At 61.6% G+C, this 16388-nt stretch carries 16 protein-coding genes; 6 read left to right on the top strand and 10 right to left on the bottom strand.

All coding sequences use genetic code 11. The features are described 5' to 3' along the window. Positions 1-36 precede the first annotated feature (36 nt). The 6 genes from AB7M26_RS22950 (at position 37) to AB7M26_RS22925 (ending at position 2744) form a co-directional block, all read left to right on the top strand. Positions 37-333 carry a DUF5629 family protein gene (locus tag AB7M26_RS22950; RefSeq protein WP_123494377.1) on the top strand — a complete coding sequence of 99 codons (297 nt, stop codon included), beginning with the start codon at positions 37-39 and terminating at the stop codon, positions 331-333. Next, positions 326-1495, top strand: a complete 1170-nt coding sequence (locus AB7M26_RS22945; RefSeq protein WP_185022042.1) for a lactonase family protein — start codon at positions 326-328, stop codon at positions 1493-1495. The genes AB7M26_RS22950 and AB7M26_RS22945 overlap by 8 nt, the downstream gene beginning before the upstream one ends. A gap of 156 nt (positions 1496-1651) precedes the next feature. Beyond that, positions 1652-1831: a hypothetical protein gene (locus AB7M26_RS22940; protein ID WP_123494314.1), complete on the top strand. Its 180-nt coding sequence runs from the start codon at positions 1652-1654 to the stop codon at positions 1829-1831. Between the two features lie 205 nt (positions 1832-2036). Further along, on the top strand, positions 2037-2162 hold the full coding sequence (locus tag AB7M26_RS22935; RefSeq protein ID WP_007901166.1) for a hypothetical protein: 126 nt from the start codon (positions 2037-2039) through the stop codon (positions 2160-2162). Positions 2163-2277: 115 nt separating this feature from the next. Next, positions 2278-2490 (top strand): hypothetical protein, encoded by a 213-nt coding sequence (locus AB7M26_RS22930; protein WP_429386341.1) that lies wholly within the window; start codon positions 2278-2280, stop codon positions 2488-2490. Continuing rightward, the gene (locus tag AB7M26_RS22925) at positions 2487-2744 is read left to right on the top strand and encodes a hypothetical protein (protein WP_429386339.1); all 258 of its coding nucleotides are present in this window, start codon (positions 2487-2489) and stop codon (positions 2742-2744) included. Before AB7M26_RS22930 ends, AB7M26_RS22925 begins: the two co-directional genes overlap by 4 nt. A gap of 156 nt (positions 2745-2900) precedes the next feature. Here AB7M26_RS22925 and AB7M26_RS22920 read toward each other — a convergent pair whose 3' ends face one another. The 10 genes from AB7M26_RS22920 to AB7M26_RS22875 form a co-directional block, all read right to left on the bottom strand. Then, the gene (locus tag AB7M26_RS22920; RefSeq protein WP_429386337.1) at positions 2901-3497 is read right to left on the bottom strand and encodes a glutathione S-transferase; all 597 of its coding nucleotides are present in this window, start codon (positions 3495-3497) and stop codon (positions 2901-2903) included. Next, positions 3494-7135, bottom strand: coding sequence for an AAA family ATPase (locus AB7M26_RS22915; protein ID WP_429386335.1), 3642 nt, complete (start codon positions 7133-7135; stop codon positions 3494-3496). Before AB7M26_RS22915 ends, AB7M26_RS22920 begins: the two co-directional genes overlap by 4 nt. Beyond that, complete coding sequence (locus AB7M26_RS22910) at positions 7132-8376, bottom strand: exonuclease SbcCD subunit D C-terminal domain-containing protein (protein WP_123494323.1); 1245 nt, start codon at positions 8374-8376, stop codon at positions 7132-7134. The genes AB7M26_RS22915 and AB7M26_RS22910 overlap by 4 nt, the downstream gene beginning before the upstream one ends. 261 nt (positions 8377-8637) lie before the next feature. Continuing rightward, positions 8638-10287: a BatD family protein gene (locus AB7M26_RS22905; protein WP_429376773.1), complete on the bottom strand. Its 1650-nt coding sequence runs from the start codon at positions 10285-10287 to the stop codon at positions 8638-8640. Further along, a complete protein-coding gene (locus AB7M26_RS22900; protein ID WP_123494327.1) occupies positions 10284-12020 on the bottom strand; it encodes a vWA domain-containing protein in 1737 nt (578 codons plus the stop codon). Before AB7M26_RS22900 ends, AB7M26_RS22905 begins: the two co-directional genes overlap by 4 nt. Then, positions 12017-13111: a vWA domain-containing protein gene (locus AB7M26_RS22895; protein ID WP_123494329.1), complete on the bottom strand. Its 1095-nt coding sequence runs from the start codon at positions 13109-13111 to the stop codon at positions 12017-12019. Before AB7M26_RS22895 ends, AB7M26_RS22900 begins: the two co-directional genes overlap by 4 nt. Then, the gene (locus AB7M26_RS22890) at positions 13104-13598 is read right to left on the bottom strand and encodes a DUF4381 domain-containing protein (protein WP_123494331.1); all 495 of its coding nucleotides are present in this window, start codon (positions 13596-13598) and stop codon (positions 13104-13106) included. Before AB7M26_RS22890 ends, AB7M26_RS22895 begins: the two co-directional genes overlap by 8 nt. Then, entirely contained in the window at positions 13595-14539 is a 945-nt protein-coding gene (locus AB7M26_RS22885) for a DUF58 domain-containing protein (RefSeq protein WP_123494332.1), read from the bottom strand. Before AB7M26_RS22885 ends, AB7M26_RS22890 begins: the two co-directional genes overlap by 4 nt. Before the next feature lie 5 nt (positions 14540-14544). Further along, positions 14545-15504, bottom strand: coding sequence for an AAA family ATPase (locus AB7M26_RS22880; protein ID WP_008067939.1), 960 nt, complete (start codon positions 15502-15504; stop codon positions 14545-14547). Positions 15505-15793: 289 nt separating this feature from the next. Continuing rightward, positions 15794-16147 (bottom strand): hypothetical protein, encoded by a 354-nt coding sequence (locus tag AB7M26_RS22875; RefSeq protein WP_123494334.1) that lies wholly within the window; start codon positions 16145-16147, stop codon positions 15794-15796. Positions 16148-16388: the final 241 nt, after the last annotated feature.

Raw genomic sequence — 16388 nt, 5'->3', positions numbered from 1 at the left:
ATCATTGCCGCTTTCCCCCTGAAAGACATGACTACCATGACTGCCGTAACCAACACCTTGCTCAGCGCCCTCGAACACTGCGACATGCTTGAAATCGACGGGCTGCACGCGTTCGACTTCTCCCTCGATGAAGACGATAACCTGCACATCGAATGCATGGACGGTCGGGCGCTCAAGCGCTGGGAGTTCAGCATGGCGCAGATCGCGGCGGCGACGTTCGATCCCGACTTGAAGAGCTGGATCATTACCGGCGATTCCGGCGAGCACCGGCTGGTGCCTATGGAAGCGTACGGCGGTGGTGATGATGAGGACGGAACGAATGAGGATGCGTAACTTCTGGCCACTGTTGATGGCTGGCAGCGTCGGCGCAATGGGCGTGCAAGCGGCCCCGGTCGACAGTTACGAATTGCTGGTGGGCTCCTACACCGCCGGCCAGAGCCAGGGGATTTATCGTCTGGGTTTCGACAGTCGCACCGGGCAGATCGACGCCACACCCCTGCAGGTGGTGAAGAGCGCCAACCCGTCCTGGCTCGCCGTATCCAAGGATCAACAGCGCCTGTTCGCGGTCAACGAAAACGGCCCGGGCCAGGCGGATCCGGTAGGGCGTATCAGCAGTTATGCAATTGACCCGAAGACCAATGAATTGAACCTGATCAGTCAGGTGCAAACCCTGGGCAACGAGCCGACGCACTCGAGCGTCAGCGGCGATGCCAGTCACGTGTTTGTCAGCAACTACTCGGTGGCTGAAGACCCGGGCGGCACCCTGGCGGTGTTACCGGTGGGCACCGATGGCAAGCTAAAACCCGTGGTGCAGATGAGCAGTCATCCGTCCAGCCGGGTCAACCCCGAGCGGCAGAAGTCGGCGCACGTGCATTCGGTGGTTTCATCGCCAGATGGTCAATACGTGTTTTCCAACGACTTGGGAGCGGACAAGATTTTCGTCTATCGCTTCGATCCCAAGGCCAATCCGGAACGACCGTTGACCGCCGCCAAACCTGCGTCCGTCCAGTTGCCACCTGGTAGCGGGCCGCGACACTTGCTGTTCAGTGCCGATGGCAAGCACGCCTGGCTGACCATGGAAATGAGCGCGCAGGTCGCAGTGTTCGATTACCGCGACGGCAAGCTTGAGCAAACGCAGTTGGTCGATCTGGCGGCGGGCCTGCCGACATCGGGCAAGGCTGCGGCTGCGCTTCACGCCTCCGCCGATGGCAAGTTCCTTTATGTCAGCAACCGTGGCACCACTAATCAGTTGCTGGTGTTCGCCATCGACCCGGCGACCGGGCATCTCAAGGAGCTTCAGCGCCGTTCCGTAGACGGTGATCACCCGCGCGAGTTCAGCCTCGATCCGAGTGGCAAGTTTGTGCTGATTGCCAACCAGAAGAGCAACCAGATTGTCGTCGTCGAGCGCGATGCCAAGACTGGGCTGTTGGGTAAAACCGTGCAGAAACTGCCGATGGATGCCCCCAGCGATCTCAAGTTCCTGGTGCGTCAATAGACCGCAGGCCCCGGTTGATGGGGTCTGCAACCTTCTATTAATGAGACTGATATCGGCTAATGTTGCAAAGCATTTCAAGGCGCCGACCCTCGGGAGTTAAGTTTGCTTCACGGCCCCACCGGGCAAGCAAGCCAACTGAACCCGAGGAATACCGCCATGAACTTCAATGTCTTCTCTGTCATCGCCGCTTCCGCTATCTCTGCCACTGTTGCACTGCCTGCCAGCGCCAACGTTGAAATCAGCGACAGAAAATCCCACGCCCAAAGCTATACCCAGAAATACCTGCAACAGAGCGCCAACTTCTACGCCGCACTGGATCACAAATCCCAACACTGAAATCTGAACCCTGCACCTTTTATGCAGGAGCGAAGTCACTTGCCGATCGAGCTGTAAGCATCGAAGAGCGTTGAAGTGATGTCGCTCCTGCATAACGCGTTTACGACAGCATCATATTGCTATCAATGTATTGCTTGATATCATATGGCCATGAGTTTAAATTTGACGCTGATTTTTTGACTCCTTCCCTAAAAGGATCGACAGCATGGCGATGCGTCTGGCAGTGGTTCTCCTGTTTCTCTATTCCACCCCGATTCTGTCGGCTGCCCAGCCCGTTCCCAACGAGCCGGATGCGGCCCGCGAACGCTTGATGAGTTTTATCGAGGACTGAAACACGCTGGGTTCATGATCAATAAAACTGATAGCTACTATGCATAAAGCTCGCTAGTTATCTTCTGTTTTTTGATCGATTCTGTGGGCACTGAAACATGCCCACGGAGAACACCATGGCCAGCGCAATCATTACTTCTGCCAAATACGGCGCCTACCTGGCCATCGGTTTTTACGTGGCCATGGTGTTGGTCGTCAGCCTTTCGGCTCAATCGCAACAAAGCGTTCAAGCACCGATTCAGGTCGCTTATCCCGCCATTCAATTCGAACACCGCGAGCCAAACGTAGTGGTCGATCATGCCGACATGGCGGGAGTGGTGGGGGCATGAAAGGACGCAAGCTCTGGGTCATCGCCTTCCTGGCGTTCATGACCAATGGCGCTTCTTTGCTTGGGATCGGGCAGGGCTCGGCGGGGTCGGTGGCGCGGGCTATCGAATGCAACCACAACATCGCCCACAACATTCAGACCGCCAAGGCTCTGGAGCTGTTGGTGGGCAATCCGCCGATCAAGTCCAATAGTGAATTCTTCGGGCCGTTCCAGGTGGATTGCTCGGCGTTGGGGATGTGCGCGGTGTTGACCTGAGTCCCCAGTCTAATGTGGCGAGGGAGCTTGCTCCCGCTGGGCTGCGCAGCAGCCCCAAAACCTGCCACTTCATTGTTTCAGACAGTCTTCATCAGCTGATCTACGACTGCTACGCAGCCGAGCGGGAGCAAGCTCCCTCGCCACAAGTGCGCGGTGTTATTTCTGCATCACACCAGTGAACAGATCTGAGTCGATGAAGCGCTGCAACCACGCCTGCAACCGCACATAAGGCGTCTGCCCGAACCACTCGCGATCCACGTGGGCGAACTGCCGCACGAACGGCATCAGGGCGATATCCGCCAGGCTCGGGTGATCGGCCAGCAAGTAGTCACGCCCCTCCAGCAATTCATCCAGCTTGCCCAAGAACACCTCGCCCTCGGCGCGATAAACAGCCATCGGCTGCTCGGGATAACGCTCGGCGTACTTGTAGTGATTCAGATGCACCTTGAACACTTGATCGTTCTCTTCGATCAACGCGGCGCTGTGTTGCTGTCCTTGCGGGTCATCCTTGAGTAACCAGTCCTGCGGATCGTTTTGCGCCAGCGCCCAGCGCATGATGTCCAGGCTCTCATCGATCACCCGCCCATCCACACTCAGCACCGGTACCGTGCCTTTGCCCGACAGTGCAAGCATTTCGTCAGGTTTGGCCTTGAGGCTGACCTCGACGATCTGCACCGCAACCCCCGAATAGCGCAGGGCCATGCGGGCGCGCATGGCGTAGGGGCAGCGGCGGAACGAATACAGCGTATTCATTTCACCTCCAGCGTACTCAGGCCGTTGCCTTGACGGTGAACCTGGATTTGCACCGGGATCCGTTCATGCATTTCCTGCACGTGGGAAATCACCGCGACCTTGCGTCCTTGCGCTTGCAGACCGTCGAGAGCGTCCATGGCCAGTTGCAGGGATTCAGGATCGAGACTGCCGAAGCCTTCGTCGATGAACAGCGATTCGATTTTCAGCGTGCTCGAAGCCATCGACGCCAAACCAAGCGCCAGGGCCAGCGACACCAGGAACGTCTCGCCGCCGGACAGCGAATGCACTGAACGCAGTTCATCGCCCATCTCGGTGTCCATCACCAATAACCCGAGCATGCTGCCGCCGCGTTTCAAGCGATAGCGCCGCACCAGTTGGCGCAGCTGGACGTTGGCGTGATGCACCAGCAAATCGAGGTTGTAGGCCTGGGCGATTTTGCGGAAGGTGTCGCCGGTGGCCGAACCGATCAGCGCACTCAAACGTGCCCAACGCTGGTACTCGGCGTAGGCGTCGGCAACCTGCTGCGCCAGCGCCTGATTGGCATTCTGTCGACGTTGATCCTCGGCCTGTTCGGCGCGCAATTCGGCGCATCGGTGCTCGCTGGCAGCGAACAGGTTTTGCAGCTCGACCAGCGTCGTGGCCAGTTGTTCGGCGTCGAGATTGCCGTTGTGCTGCGCCTGATGATCGAGCAAGCGTTGATCGCGCTCCTGCAACAGCACTTTGGCTTGCTCGATGGCCTTTTCGCTCTGCTGCAATCGTTGACGCAGTTCGCTGACCTGTTGGTCGTCGATGCCGAGCAAATCTTCCAGTCCGCCGTCGTCCAGTTCTGGATGTTGTGCGCGCCAGTCGGCGATCTTGGCGCTCAGCTCGCGGTCTTCGGTTTCCAGCGCTAGCAGTCGTTCTTGCTGAGCCTTCAGCTCAGCGGCCAGTTGCACAAGCCGCGTGCGCACGGTTTGCAGTTCCTGATTGGCCGTCGCTTCGGCAGTGCGCGCCTGCTCGACGGCCTGATCCAGTTGCTGCTGCCACTGTTCGGCGCTGGCATGTTCGCCCAGCAGTTGCGTCAGTTTTTCCTGGCAAGCCTGTTGCTGCCCGGTCAGCGCCGTGAACTGCTGCTGCGCAGCTTCCTGTTGCTGGATGCGGGTCTGCTGTTGGTACTGTTCTTTCTCTAGCGTCTGCTGGCGCTGTTGCTGTTCGCCGAGTTCTTCGCGCTGCTGGTCGAGTTGTTGCAGGCGCTGGGCGATCTGCCGGTCGAGCTGCATGAAGGTCGCGGCGGGTTCGTTGCGCAAGGCCTCCAGCGTGTCAGCCGGGAGCAGGGTGCTGAACGCCTTCAGTTCTTCATCCAGACGATGGCGATCACTGCTCAATTCACGTTGTTGGTTGATCAGGTGTTGTGTGGCTTGCTGACTCGCCGTTTCCGCGCTGCGCAGTTGTTGCGCAAGGCGTGCGGCATCCTGTTGCAGGGTGAGCAGGGCGGTTTGCCGTTGTTCGTCCTGCGTGATGCTCTGGTTCAACTGGCTGCTTTGTTGCGTTAGCCAGGCATCACGTTTACTTGCGTCCTGGGCCAACAGTTGCGCGGACAGTGGGTGCGCTTCCAGGCTCGGCGTCAGGCCTTGTTGCTGACTCGCGAGCTGTTCCTGCTGTTGCAGCAGTTCTTTTTGCTGAGCAATCAAACCGCCGACTTCGGCACGCAGATCGGTGAGTTTTTCCTTGAGCAGATCCACCGTTTTCTGAGCGTTGGCCTGTTCGCTTTCATCATGGCGGCCGAGGCTTTGCAGCAAGGCTTCAGGCTGATGATAAGGATGGTCCGGGCTGCCACAAACCGGGCACGGCTGATCGTCCTGCAACTGCGCGCGCAGTTCTTCGACACTGGCACTGCGCGCCAGACGCTGACGCTCCAGCAGTTCGCGGGTAACGGTCAGGGTCTGTTCGGCGACGCTCAGTTCGGCCTTGGTCTTCACCCCGTCCTGGGTCAGACGATCGCGGTCTTGCTGAGCGGCGAGTTGCCGCTGCTGAAGCTCGGCACCGCGCTTGTCCAGTTCCTGCTGGCTGGCCCATAGCCGCGTCAACTCTTCAAAGGCCCGCAGTTGCTTGCGGTTGTCCTGCAGCAGACTGCCGAGGATCTGAATCTGCTCGGCCACCGCTTCAGGCTCGGCGCCGGCTTCTTTGTACAGCACCTCAAGGCTCTGGCGCTGGGTGGCCAGTTCGTCGGCGGCACGAGCGGCGCTTTGCTCGAGGGCGGCCAGTTCGGCCTGGCCCTTGTTCAGGCGATTGCCGATCAGCATCAGTTGTTGCAGGCGATCGCGGTAGGCGTTCCAGGCATCGCTCAATGGCGCCAGATGGGTGCTCTGCTCAAGCTCCCCGGCAATCCGTTGCAACCGTTCGGCGACCTGTTTCTGTTGGTCGAGCAAACCCTGAATCGTGCCCTGGCCCTGAGTGCAGGCCTGTTCTGCCTGCTGCTTGAGGTCGGCACTGAGGCTGGCGTCCTTGACCAGGCGGGCGAGGGTACTTTGCTCCTCGAAGGCCTGACGCAGCAGGGGTGCACTGGAGGTGTGTTGGCTTTGCGCTTGGGTCAGCGCCGTTTGCGCAGCGCTCAGGCTCTGTTCGAGTTGAGCCTGTCGCTCGCTCAGCTCGCTTTGCTGTTGCGTGTGTTGCTGAATCTGCGCCGCCAACGGCGTGAGCTGGGCGGTAAGTTCGGTCTTGCGCGCGAACTGATGCCGCTGCGGGGCCAATTGCTCCAGGCGAGTCAGCTTCAAGCGCTCGCCGGCCAGGCTGTTCCAGTGTTGCTGGGCAGATTGCAGTTGCTCGGTGGCGCTCTGTTGCGAGTCTTGCAACTGGCGCAGGTCCTTGAGCCAGGTGTGTTGCAACTCCAACTGTTTGAGCTGCGCCTGCTGGGTCTTGAGTTGCTGCTGAGCCTCGTTGAAGCGCTCATCGAGTTCGGCCCGGGCTTCTGGCGACAGAGGCGTCACCCCGGTGGCCTGATCCTGCAACAGCTTGTGGGCTTCGCGAGCTTCCTTGGTCTTGTCGAAGGCGCGGCGACCGAGACGGGTGTAGAGCGCGGTGTCGGTGAGCTTTTCCAGCAGCTCGCTGCGGTCGTTGTCGTCAGCCTTGAGGAAGGCGCTGAACTCGCTCTGAGCCAGCATTACAGCGCGGGTGAACTGTTCGAAGTTCAGGCCCAGCGCGGCTTCGAGCTGTGCTTTGTATTCGCCTTTCTGGCTGGCCAGCAGTTGATCCTGATCGATGTCACGCAGGCTCTGGCGACTGGCTTGCAGTTTGCCGCCGGCCTTTTCCCGGGCGCGATTGGCCTCCCAGCGAGCGCGATAGCGGCGACCGTCGATGCCGACGAAATCCACTTCTGCATAGCCTTCGCCGGTGCCGCGACGCAGCAGGGTGCGCGGGTCGCCGGTGCCGATTTCGCCATCGGCATCCGGGACTTTGGCGTCCCGGCCCGTGTTGCTGAGGCGCGGCACGGCGCCAAACAGCGCCAGGCACAGGGCGTCGAGCAGTGTGCTTTTGCCCGCACCGGTCGGCCCGGTAATCGCGAACAGGCCGGCACTGGCCAAGGGCTCCGCAGTGAAGTCGATTTCAAACGGCCCAGCCAGGGAGGCGAGGTTTTTCAGGCGGATCGCGAGAATTTTCATGGCTGTTCGCTCTCCATCTGCACGTCTTGCAACAGCTCGGCGAAGTCCTTGAGCGTTTGCTCGTCGACCTCGCTGCCATAGTTGTCCTGCCAGGCGCGGCTGAACAGTTCCTGGGGCGAAAGCTGATCCAGTTCGATCAACGTTGTGCCGTCATCGACGCCGTCGCGGCTGCCGTTGCCGGCGTACTCGGCGGCAATCCGCACCAGCCGCACGGCTTTGCCTTGCAGGGCGGTTTCCACTTGGTGACGCAGGTCCGGTTGCGGTTCGTCGAGACGGACCCGCACTTCCAGCCACGGCTGGCGCTGGATATCGGCGAGCAGGTCGATGTTGGGAAGGTCGGCCAGTTGCAACAGGATTTCTGCCAACGGCGCGGAGCCGAGGCGTTGCAAGTGGACAGAGCGCGGAATCAGGCGCGGTTCGACACTGACCAATGTTTCGCCATCGAGCTGAATGTCGAGGATCTGATGCGGGTAATTGATCTCGGAGAACGACAAGGGAATCGGCGAGCCGCAGTAGCGAATGCGCTCTTCACCGTTGACCTTCTGCGGCTTGTGCAAATGCCCGAGGGCGACATAACTGATGCTCGGCCCGAACAGACTGGCGGGCAGGGCTTCGGCGTTGCCGATGATCAAACTGCGTTCGGAGTCTTCCGAGACCGAACCGCCAGCCATGTGCGCATGGCTGATGGCGATCAGCGCCTGGCCCGGCTTGCGCTTGGCGTTGGCCGCTTCGATCAGCCATTCATGAACCTGGCCGATGCCGCGCAAGTAGTTATCACCCAAATGCGCGCCGGTCACTTCGGCCGGGCGCAGGAACGGCAACGCCAGGCACCAGGCGGCAATTTCGCCGCTGGCATCCGGCAACGGCAACAACAAACGTTCGGCATCCAGTTGCCCGTCATCGAGCCACAGCACGCGACCGAGGGCGTGAGTGCGCAAGCGCCGCATCAACGGCGCGGGCAGTTCGATGCGCGAGCCGGAGTCGTGGTTGCCGGCGATCATCACGATGGTCAGCAACGGCTGCTGCTCGTGGGCGCTGACGATGAAATCGTAGAGGCGTTCCTGGGCTTTGACCGGCGGGTTGACCGTGTCAAAGATATCGCCGGCGATCAGCAGCACATCAGGCTGATCCAGCTTCAGCTGACGCAGCAGCCAGTCAAGGAAACAGGCGTGCTCGAAATCGCGCTCCTGGCCGTGCAGGTTCTGCCCAAGGTGCCAGTCGGAGGTGTGAAACAGGCGCAAGGCGTACTCCGCAACAAAATAAGGTGATGGCCGCGAGGAAAATGATGGCGGCTAAAGAGGGGAGAGTTTACTGGCAAACACATGGGATGGCGCGATGGATCTGATCGAACCGAAGACCTGTGGCGAGGGAGCTTGCTCCCGTTCGGCAGCGCAGCAGGCGCAAAATGGCTGAAGCGTTATGCCAGAAGAAACGAGTGATGTGGTTTTGGGGCCGCTTCGCAGCCCAGCGGGAGCAAGCTCCCTCGCCACAGGGGACAATGATTATTTCGGATAAAGCGGCGGCAACCCGGTATCGCCAACCAGGTCTTGAACCCCTTCGGCCGTCGGGATCGCACGAATCGCGCGCCAGAGATCCTCGCCCTGCCAGTACTGGCCGGTTTCGCTGTACAGCGCGCCGTTCAAGCCGTCCAGTGCATCGGACAGCGGTACAAAACGCGCCGCCATGTCGGCCAGGGTTTCCGGTTGTTGTCGGGCCCAGGCGTCGAGGGCCTGGCGAGTGGCGTGGGAGTCGTTGGCCTGGCAGGCGCGCTTGAGGTCGTCGAGCAGAGTGCGTGGGCTCGGGCCGGTCTGCGCCGCCCGCAGGATCGCCGGTTGCCAGCGGGCGCGCCACCAGAGGCCGAAGCCCAGCAGGGTGGTGCAGGCCAGGATCACGGTGCTGAGTTTCCACCAGAGGGCTTCGTTGTTGGCACCGGACATCACCTGCGGGCTGCCCGCCGGGGTATCGACAATCAGGCTTGGATTGCTCGCCACTTGCAGCGTACGGGCCGGCAGGCTGCTGTGTTCCAGGTGATCCTCGAAGGTGTTCCACCAGACCACTTCAACGCTGGGCAAGTCAATGTTGCCGGTGCGGGTCGGCACCAGGGCTTCACGGTCCTCGCGACTGCCGATCAAGCCGCGCTCGCTGCTCTGGTTGCCCAGCACCGGTTGATCCGGGTAGCGCCGCAGGCCGTTGATCTCGGTGGCGGGCAACGGTGGCAATTGCGAACTGGCGAGGCCTTCGGCGTTCAGAGTCAAGCTGCGGGTCAGCGAGTCGCCGACCTGCAAATGATCCGGTTCCGGGCTCCAGCTTTCGCCGAGGCTCAGGCTGCGGGCCGGCAGCCAGGGCACATCGGCCGGATACGTGCCGGGTTTGGCCTTGACCGTCAGCGGGATCTCGGCGGATTTGACGCGCATCTGCTTGCCCGGTTTCGGCCCTTGAGGTGTTGCGTCCTGGGACGGCCGGGTATCGACCGGCGTGGCACTGAACATCTGCGCCGGAATGGTCAATTCACCGCTGTGCTGCGGGTAGATCGCGTAGCGCATTTCGATCACGCCATGGCGCAATCCGTTGATGACTTTTTCGTAGGTGCGCGACTCGCCCAGCTGTTCGATGCGCGCATCGGGAATCTGCAACGGGGTCAGGCTGCTGTCGTCGTACAGCGACACCGAATGGTAGATGCGCAAGGTCAGGATCGCCTGAGCCTGTACATAGACGCTGTTCTGGTCGAGGCTGGCCTCGATGAACACCGGCGCCAGTGTGTTGCTGCTGTCCTGGGTTTCGCTCTCGATCACCTGCACGGTAATCGGCTGGCTCTGAACGTCGCCCAGTTGCAGCGATGGAATCACCACGCTGCCGTTTTGCCGGGGCAGCAGGGTGATGATCCAGCGGGTGGTTGCCTGAGTGTCGCCGTTGAGGGTGTTCAGTTGGTTGACCTGGCGGGTGCCGCGCACTTCGAACAGCGGCTCCAGTGGGGTCAGGTCGGGTTTACCGAACTGGGTCACGTCGCTGGTCTCCAGGGTCAGTTCGACCGTCTCGCCGGAATTCAGGCGGCTGCGATCGACGCTGGCGACCAGCTCCGCAGCCTGGGCCTGAACGGTGCAGAGCAACAGGGCGGGCAACAATGCGAGCAAGAAGGCGGTGAAGCGGGTCATCGAGTTTTTTCCTGATCCTGATGTTGTTGCTGTTCGTACCAGAATTTGCGTCTGAGCAATTCGCCGGGGTCATCCGGGATCTTGCGCAGCCATTGCTCCAGCGCCTGGCGCTGTTCGCCTTCAATCGTGTCGCTGGCCGGGCGTCGCGGTGGCGTGGTGCTTTGCTCATCGCCCAACTCGCTGCCCGGGACTTCATTGGCGCCCGGTTGCGGTGGCGTCGTGGGCGGCTGCCCGGCGTCCGGCGTGCTCTGCTCGGCGTCGGTTTTCGGCTCGCCATTGCTGGGTTGGGTGGCGCTGCCCGGCGGCGGTTCCTGGGTGATGGTTTCGGTTTTGCCATCGGCGGTTTTGTCCGGCTCGACGGGCGGCGCTGAGGTTTTCTGCTTGAGCAGGCTTTCCACCAGTGTCTTATTGGTCAGGGCCGGGCGCAGATCCGGTTGACGTTCCAGTGCTTGATCGTAAGCATCCAGCGCCGCTTCCAGCTCACCGCTTTTGGCCAGGGCGTTACCCCGATTGTAGTGGGCGTGGGCATCGGTGCCTTGGGTAAACCGCTGGGCGGCGCCACTGTAGTCGCCGGCCTCATAGAGCGCCACGCCTTGCCACTGCGGGTCTTCGAAATGCTGCGCGGCCTCGGCCGGGCGCTTTTGTTTGAGCAAATGCAGGCCCTGCTGATCGGGACGCAGCCACAAGTCCTCGAAATCGAAGGCGTAGCTCGGTTGCGGCAGCAGGAACAGCAGCGGCAGGCAGAACAGCCAGCCACGGCGCCCGGCGCAGGCGGCCAGCAATAACAGCGGCAGCAGCAGCCAATAGCCCTGATCGGCCCAAGTGTCGAGGCGCAACGTCTGACCGTCGTTGCGCAGATCCCGTGGGCCATCAAGCAGGCCGAGGCCGCGCAGGTCGGCATCGTCCAGACGCGCCTGGCGATAACGTCCGCCCAGGCCGTTGGCAAAGGCTTTGAGGCTGGGGCCGTCCAGGCGGGGCACCAGAATGGCGCCCAGGTCATCCTTGAGGAAACTGCCGTCATCCTGCGCGACCGGCGCCCCTTCGGCGGTGCCGATACCGAGCATCAGAAATTGCGTGGACCTGTCGTCCAGCGCCTGACGAATCCCTTGGCGCTCCTGTTCCGTCAGCGACGAACCGATCAGCAGGATCCGACCCTGGCCGAGGGCGCCCTGATCCAGCAGCGCAAGGGCCTTGGTCACCGCCAGATCGGCACGATGACCGGCCAGGGGCATCAGCGACGGCTTGAGTGCATCCACCAGGTTGCGGCTGGTCGACAGATCATCCGACAGCGGTACCAAGGTGTGGGCGCTGCCGGCGTAGACGATGATTGCTGTCTGCGCGTCGCTGCGGTTTTGCAGCAGGTCGAACAGTTTGCGCCGGGCATGTTCCAGCCTGTTCGGCGCACTGTCGGTGGCGAGCATTTCCGGGGTCAGCTCAAGCAACACCACCAGCGGGTCGGCGGGTTTCTGGCTGGTTTGTTCGACGCGCTGCCAGCTCGGCCCCAGCAGGGCCAGCACGGTCAGCACCCAGGCCAGACCCAGGGCGACCCATGGCAGTCTGCTTTCGCGACCGCTGCCACCGCTGAGCAACGCGGCATGGAAGGCCGGTGGCAGAATCATTTGCCAGCGCCCGGCGCGTTTTTGCCGGTGCCAGAGTTGCCAGAGCAACCAGCCCAGCAACGGCAGCAACAGCAGCCACCAGGGGCGGAACCAGTGCGGCCAGAGCGCAATCATCGGCGCCTCCGCAGACGCAGGCGTTTAAGCCGCTGACGCCAGTCGGGCAGTTGGGTTTGCAGAAACCGCTCTTTGTTAAACAGCTTCTTGGTAAGCAGCCGTTGCAACGGATTGTCCGGCCAGCGCTCGCGGATCACCAGCAGCATGCTCAACAGCAGCGCCATTGCCAAAGGCCAGTGATACAACGCTTGGGCCGGGCGGGCCTGAGTGGGTTGCTGGGTCACCGGTTCCAGTTTGTCGAGGGTGCGCTTGATCGCCTGCAATTCCTCGCCGTCGTGGGCGCGGAAGTACTGGCCGCCGGTGGCTTGGGCGATGGCTTTCAAGGCCGGTTCGTCGAGGTCCAGGCTCGGGTTGATGCCCAGGAATCCCAGGGTGCCGCTTTGTTCCGGGTCGGCGCCGATACCGATCGGGTAGATTTTCACCCCTTCGTTGGCCGCCAGTCGGGCGGCGGTCAGCGGGTCGATCTCGCCGCCATTGTTGGCGCCGTCGGTGACCAGAATCAGCACACGGCTTTGGGCCGGGCGTTGCCGCAGGCGTTTGAGGGCCAGGCCGATGGCATCGCCGATGGCCGTGTTTTTGCCGGCGATACCGATCCGCGCTTCGTCGAGCCACACGCGCACGGTGTGCCGGTCGAAAGTCAGCGGCGCTTGAAGGTAGGCCTGACTGCCGAACAGGATCAAGCCGACCCGGTCGCCGTCGCGGCTTTCAAGAAAATCACCGAGCAGATGTTGCACCAGTGTCAGTCGGCTGACGTCTTCGTTCTGCCACTGCATGTCGGGGAAATCCATGGAGCCGGACACGTCCACCGCCACCAGCAAGTCGCGGCCGCTGGCGGCAATCGGCAGGGGCTCGCCGAGCCATTGCGGGCGTGCGGCAGCGATCAGCAATAACAGCCATAGCAGAATGAATGGGGCTTGCTGGCGCCACGCCGGCAGATTCGCCCGGGCGCGGCGGCGAGCGAGGCCTTCCAGTTCGTTGAGGAAGCTGACCTTGAGCGCTGGTTCGCCACTGTCGGCCACCGGCAGCAGCACCCGCATCAGCCAGGGCAGTGGCAGCAGGGCGAAGATCCACGGCCAGGCGAACTCAAACATGTTTGCGAATCCAGGTGTCGACCGCTTGAGTCAGGCCAGCGATGGCCTTGTCGTCGAGTTTGCATTCGGGTTTGTAGGCGCCTTCCACCAGCACCATCCAGCGCGTAAGGCCGGCGGCCGGACAGCGGTTGTCAAGGAACGCCAGCCACTTGCGCCCGTTAAGGGTGTGGCTCTGGCTGTAGGGGTAATGGTTGCGACACAGGCGTTTGAGCAAGCCATTGAGTTGCTGCAGCCAGGCACCGGCCGGGGCGCCGTCGTAAGGTTTGGGCATCAGAGCGAGTTCGGCCAAGGCCGCGAGACGCACCGGGTCCAGCGGTTGTTCGGCGCGCACGACAGGACGTTTGTTCACAATGAAACGGCGCAACTGCCACAGGCCGAAACCGATCAATGGCAGCAATAACAGCAGCAGCCACCAGCCTGGTGCCGGTGGCCAGAAGCCGATCGGTGGCGGGGAAATCAGCGGTTGCAGTTGGTCGAGGCTGCTCATCGACTTTTTCCCGGACGCTGCGGGTTCAGGTATTCGCGCAGTTGCTCGACCATTTCGCTCTGGGTGCTCAAAGGCATCAGCAATACCCGCAACTTTTGCGCCAGCAGCTCCCACCGGGCGATGCGCGCTTCCGCTTGTGCGCGATAGGCCTGGCGCAAGTCGAAATTCAATGTGTCGAGTTCCAGTTGCGCTCCCCGTTCCGCAAAGCGTAAAAGCCCGGCAGCGGGCAGGGCGTGATCCAGCGGGTCGGACACGGGTAGCAGCAACAGGTCGCAATGACGTGACAACAGGCTCAACTGTTGCTCGGCACCGTCGGACAAGGCGCGTTCGTCGCAGATCACGATTACCAGGCTCCCGGGACGCAACACTTCCCGGGCGCGGCGCAGGGCAATGCCGAAGGCGTCGCGGTCTGGCTCGCGTTCAGTGTGCAGCGACTGATTGACCCGCACCAGTCGGTTGAGCAATTGCAGCAGGCTCTGTTTGCTGCGTCGCGGTTTGATCTCGTAGTGCTCGTCGTCGCCGAACACCAGCCCGCCGACCCGGTCGTTATGGCCCAGCGCGGCCCAGCCAATCAGGCTCGCCGCCTGGGCGGCCAGCACTGATTTGAACATCAGTCCGGAGCCGAAAAACAGCCGGCGGCTCTGTTCGACCATGATGAAAATCGGTCGCTCGCGTTCTTCGTGGAACAGCTTGGTGTGGGGCTCCTGGGTCCGGGCGGTGACGCGCCAGTCGATGCTTCGCACGTCATCGCCGGCCTGATACACCCGCACCTGATCGAAGTCCACTCCGCGCCCGCGCAGTTTGGAATGGTGCAGGCCGATCAGCGGGCTGCGCTGGCTCGGCGTGGAAAACAACTGCACTTCGCGCACGCGATGACGCATCTGGATCAGCTCGGAAAGGCTGACACGGATGCCCGGCTCGGGCGGCAGGAGGGCGTTCATCGGGGTCAAGCGACGGCTACGACGTCGAGAATCCGCTGGACCACCCGGTCCTGGTCGATGCCAGCGGCTTCGGCTTCGAAGGAAAGAATGATGCGGTGGCGCAACACATCGAACAGCACCGCCTGAATGTCTTCCGGGCTGACGAAATCGCGACCGGCCAGCCAGGCGTGGGCCCGGGCGCAACGGTCCAGGGCGATGGAGCCGCGCGGACTGGCGCCATAGGCGATCCATTCGGCCATTTCCGGGTCGAACTTGGCGGGGATGCGCGTGGCCATGACCAGTTGCACCAGGTATTCCTCCACGGCGTCGGCCATGTACAACCCGAGGATTTCCTTGCGCGCGGCGAAAATCGCCTGCTGGCTGACCCGGCGCTCGGGTTTGGTTTCGCCGTGCAGCGCTTCACCGCGGGCCTGTTGCAGAATCCGGCGCTCGACGGTGGCATCAGGGAAGCCGATTTTCACGTGCATCAGGAAACGGTCGAGCTGGGCTTCGGGCAGCGGGTAGGTGCCTTCCTGCTCGATGGGGTTTTGCGTGGCCATGACCAGAAACAGCGGCGACAGGTCGTAGGTGCTGCGCCCGACGCTGACCTGGCGTTCGCCCATGGCTTCAAGCAGGGCCGACTGAACCTTGGCCGGGGCACGGTTGATTTCGTCCGCCAGTACCAGATTGTGGAAGATCGGGCCTTGCTGGAATACGAAACTGCCGGTTTCCGGGCGATAGATTTCCGTGCCGGTGATGTCGGCTGGCAGCAGGTCGGGGGTGAACTGGATGCGATGGAACTGTGCTTCGATGCCTTCGGCGAGCTCTTTGATGGCCTTGGTCTTGGCCAGGCCCGGGGCGCCTTCGACCAGCATGTGGCCGTCGGCGAGCAAGGCGATGAGCAAGCGCTCGATGAGTTTTTCCTGGCCGAGAATCTGCGTTGAAAGAAAGGTTCGCAGCGCGAGCAGCGCTTCACGATGTTCCATCGATGACTGTTCCTGGAAAGGGTGACCGAAGACGTTCGAATAACGCCAGGGCTGGGGGCGTTACTTTAATCCATCGCGGGGTGCGGCGACTAACGGCATTTTGTGCAAAGTGCGGGAATTGATGGGCAAAATTGTTGGAAATTTGTAGGGTGGGCCGGGCGGTGGCTGTTCTGGCCTCATCGCGGGCAAGCCCGGCTCCCACAAGTTTCAGTGGTGTGCTTGCAATCTATGCAACACATCAGGCCCTGTGGGAGCGGGCTTGCCCGCGATGAGGCCCGCCCGAATACCATCAGAGCTGGCTGATGTAAGTGCCGGTGCCTTTAAGGATGTTCTGCAAGGTCTCTTCCACTTCCGCCAGATCCTGCGCGTCGGTGCTGTGCAGGATTTCCAGCGAATCTTCGCCATCGAGCACATCGGCGTCCGCGGCGGCGATTTCGATCAGCAGACGGTCAGGGCTGAGGGTGACTTTCACTCCGTTGAGGGCCGAAGGCTTGTCGTGGAAGATGATCTCCAGCTCATCCTCGTCCGGAAAGCGGCTCATCAGGAACATTTCGCCCTCGGCGCTGGTGCAGCAGAGCATGGCCAAGTTGTCTTCTTCTTCGTCGCACGGGTTGACGATCAAGAGGTCAGTTGTCATTTGCATGGGGAAAATCCTGGCTCGGCGAGCGTGGTGAACGTTACAAAAAGCAATTCTGCCAGCCCTGGGGAATTTCTGCTCGGCTGAGTGTCAGAAGATGTGTCGTGAACATTCGGGGTGTTACTGGTCATTATTGGCACGCATGTACCGTAAAACCGGGCATAAAACGCCCGTTTTGCGACACGGCTGCTAATGTTGTTCGAGGCACCTGCCGCGCGCTGCGTACCGTTGACCGAATATGTCGCAG

The organism is Pseudomonas sp. F-14 TE3482 (assembly GCF_053629455.1).
This window is presented reverse-complemented; position numbering and strand designations above follow the sequence as displayed.

What these genes read in the sequence shown, in the direction of transcription:
- AB7M26_RS22950 (WP_123494377.1), top strand. Translation starts at nt 37, where the DNA reads ATGACTGCCGTAACCAACACCTTGCTCAGCGCCCTCGAACACTGCGAC.
- AB7M26_RS22945 (WP_185022042.1), top strand. Translation starts at nt 326, where the DNA reads ATGCGTAACTTCTGGCCACTGTTGATGGCTGGCAGCGTCGGCGCAATG.
- AB7M26_RS22940 (WP_123494314.1), top strand. Translation starts at nt 1,652, where the DNA reads ATGAACTTCAATGTCTTCTCTGTCATCGCCGCTTCCGCTATCTCTGCC.
- AB7M26_RS22935 (WP_007901166.1), top strand. Translation starts at nt 2,037, where the DNA reads ATGGCGATGCGTCTGGCAGTGGTTCTCCTGTTTCTCTATTCCACCCCG.
- AB7M26_RS22930 (WP_429386341.1), top strand. Translation starts at nt 2,278, where the DNA reads ATGGCCAGCGCAATCATTACTTCTGCCAAATACGGCGCCTACCTGGCC.
- AB7M26_RS22925 (WP_429386339.1), top strand. Translation starts at nt 2,487, where the DNA reads ATGAAAGGACGCAAGCTCTGGGTCATCGCCTTCCTGGCGTTCATGACC.
- AB7M26_RS22920 (WP_429386337.1), bottom strand. Translation starts at nt 3,497, where the DNA reads ATGAATACGCTGTATTCGTTCCGCCGCTGCCCCTACGCCATGCGCGCC.
- AB7M26_RS22915 (WP_429386335.1), bottom strand. Translation starts at nt 7,135, where the DNA reads ATGAAAATTCTCGCGATCCGCCTGAAAAACCTCGCCTCCCTGGCTGGG.
- AB7M26_RS22905 (WP_429376773.1), bottom strand. Translation starts at nt 10,287, where the DNA reads ATGACCCGCTTCACCGCCTTCTTGCTCGCATTGTTGCCCGCCCTGTTG.
- AB7M26_RS22900 (WP_123494327.1), bottom strand. Translation starts at nt 12,020, where the DNA reads ATGATTGCGCTCTGGCCGCACTGGTTCCGCCCCTGGTGGCTGCTGTTG.
- AB7M26_RS22895 (WP_123494329.1), bottom strand. Translation starts at nt 13,111, where the DNA reads ATGTTTGAGTTCGCCTGGCCGTGGATCTTCGCCCTGCTGCCACTGCCC.
- AB7M26_RS22890 (WP_123494331.1), bottom strand. Translation starts at nt 13,598, where the DNA reads ATGAGCAGCCTCGACCAACTGCAACCGCTGATTTCCCCGCCACCGATC.
- AB7M26_RS22885 (WP_123494332.1), bottom strand. Translation starts at nt 14,539, where the DNA reads ATGAACGCCCTCCTGCCGCCCGAGCCGGGCATCCGTGTCAGCCTTTCC.
- AB7M26_RS22880 (WP_008067939.1), bottom strand. Translation starts at nt 15,504, where the DNA reads ATGGAACATCGTGAAGCGCTGCTCGCGCTGCGAACCTTTCTTTCAACG.
- AB7M26_RS22875 (WP_123494334.1), bottom strand. Translation starts at nt 16,147, where the DNA reads ATGCAAATGACAACTGACCTCTTGATCGTCAACCCGTGCGACGAAGAA.